1 protein-coding gene is annotated in these 2,623 nt (G+C 53.8%); it reads right to left on the reverse strand.

Annotated features, from left to right (window positions below):
* Positions 1-45 precede the first annotated feature (45 nt).
* Positions 46-2,487 carry a hypothetical protein gene (locus tag ABRP93_RS11505; protein ID WP_349888008.1) on the reverse strand — a complete coding sequence of 814 codons (2,442 nt, stop codon included), beginning with the start codon at positions 2,485-2,487 and terminating at the stop codon, positions 46-48.
* Positions 2,488-2,623 lie beyond the last annotated feature (136 nt).

Raw genomic sequence — 2,623 nt, forward strand, 5'->3', positions numbered from 1 at the left:
TGGCATGGTGGAAAGGTACCTCACTTCCCCAGCGAGATGCTGGTTTCAAGGTGTCCACCATCTGGGGGTCAGGTCCACCAACGACCGAAAAACCAACACCTGCAGAATCGGCAACGACACCGCCACCGCAGTAACAACCGGAGGAACCGTATCCAACCGGAACCGCAACAACCGCAGCAACGACACAACGATACTTACCCCAACAAACGGGACGAAAATACCGCCAATAATGACCGTGCGCACCAAATTCAACAACAATGACCGGCCAGAAAGAGTAGAGCTACGAATCATCAAAAAGACAATCAGCCCCACAACAGTAGAAGCAAACAACGCCACAATGACGAACGTAGCCACCGCAATAGCAACCGCAATAACAGCTCTTTCCAGCCCAGTCGTCCGCAACGGCTGAGTAATCCGCAACAACAGACGAATCTTCGCCACTACGAACAACACAACCGCGGCCAACACCGCAAGATGAGCAAGCACCCAACCAGCAGCCAAAAACAACACGACGGCCTTCAACGTCACCGGCAAAGCACCAGCAATAACCACGAGCGGGAAATCCAAAATAATGAACTTCGCACCATTGACCACAGACCAAAAAATAAACAACGCTGCCAGCGGATGCCCAGTCAAAAGAGCAATCACAATCAAATCCGCCGCCCACGGCAGCACCACACCGCTGAGCCCAAAGCCGAAAAACTTCAAGGCCACAACCAGCATGCCCAACAACAGCCCCGCCGTCGCCAAAGCAACCGGAACTGCAAGCAATGGTTTGCCAAACACCAACAACACCAACGTCAACGCCGCCCCGGCCGCCAAAGCCATCACCGGCAACGCCAACATCGCACCCACAAGAATCAAATCCTGCGTCGAAAGCTCCGCAATAGCCTTATTGACACCATCAAGAAACGCATCCCACGCCCCAGTAAGCTGTGGAATCACCTGCCCTAAATTCAAAGCATTCAACGCGGCAATCCAGCCCTGACCAATATCACTAGCCACCGCAGTAACCAACAAACCCACGTCATTGGCAAGAGCAGGAGGGTTAGACCAGTCCGTCAAAAACCTATTCGCAATATCGCCATACTGGGCCGGGTCCAGCGCACCAACAAAAGCATTCCACGCCTTCACCAAATTCGACGGATTGAAAACACCCCAATTATCCCGAACAATGTCAACAACCGTGCCCCACAGCTGCTGCGCCGCCCGATAAAGATTACTACCAGCACGAGCAATATCCGACAGAATTTCACCCGAGGTCATACGCTTGATGAAATCCCCGGAAATATCATCCCACCGGCGCATAGCATCACGAATGAACTCATTAACGTCCGTGATGTTCTGACGATTCAGAAAACCGCGCAGCGCGTCACCAACCATCTTGCCAACATCGCCAGACATCTGCCCCAAACGGCCAGCCCATGCACGAATAGGCCCAGCCCACTGCGAAAAACCAGCAGACTCCACCATATTCGCCAAAGCATCACCCAAAGCAGGGAAATTCACCGACGCAATCGCATTATCAATAAGATGATCAACATCGCCACGCAGAATGGCGTCCAACCAATCCTGCCAATTCGCCCCCGCCGTCGACAGGAAATCACCAATAGCCTGCTGCACATCACCATTAGCCAAGCCGGTAATCAGACCACCAACGCCAACAGTCGACCACAGTGTGGCAATCTTTTTCAGCGCATGCGCCACCGACTTACTACGACGCCGCAGCCACGACATTGCATGGTCAAAAGCAGCGCGAAAGTTATCCAAGTTAGCGCCGCTAATAAGGTCACGTGGAGCCCAATCAGCAATGATGCGCAGCAACTCCGAATCAGTCATATCAGCAACCGTGTGTTCGACACGATTAATCAGCTGGTCCACCGCATCCAACAATGACCGCTCAGAAATACGCGAAATGATATCCAGGGCAGTAGATACATTCACCCGGATGGCACCAAGGTTCGTCAACTTGCCATCGCCAGTAATGTAGTCCACCCATTCGCGTACCTTGCCAGCGAATGCAAAATCCGGGCCTACATCGTTGCGCCCGGTAGGCTTCTGAGGATTCCTATCCACCAGACGGTACAAGCACACACCATTAGAATCCGGCGTGCACGACAGCGTCACCACACTGCCGGCCAGCTCACCACGATTAAACGCCTGAGAGTCAATAGACGTCACCACAGCGCGAGGAACAAAAATCCGAGTACGCTGCCCGTCAGAAGCCAGCAAATCAAAATTCAGCGAACGGTAGGGAAGCGCCCCATCAAGACGCTCCTCAACCCGAACACGGGAAGAATCAAACAATTCTTTGACCCCACCGTCAGGGTGAGTCAGCCGCATCACTGCCGAATTCCCCAACTCCATAAACGACACCGACAGGCTCACCCCATCCGGCGAGGAAACCGTACTCATCGACAAACCAGACCACGACTTCGACTCCTCAGAATCCACCGACGTATCCACCGTCACCCCATCAGCAGACACATAACCCGCGGGCGCCATCCCGACTCCTGGAAGCCGGCGCAATGGCTCACTCGCCGATAAGGACCTGACCCCCAGATGGTGGACACCTTGAAACCAGCATCTCGCTGGGGAAGTGAGGTACCTTTCCACCATGCCA

Origin of the sequence: Corynebacterium sp. KPL2850 (assembly GCF_040225855.1) — a bacterium.
Classification (GTDB): Bacteria; Actinomycetota; Actinomycetes; order Mycobacteriales; family Mycobacteriaceae; genus Corynebacterium.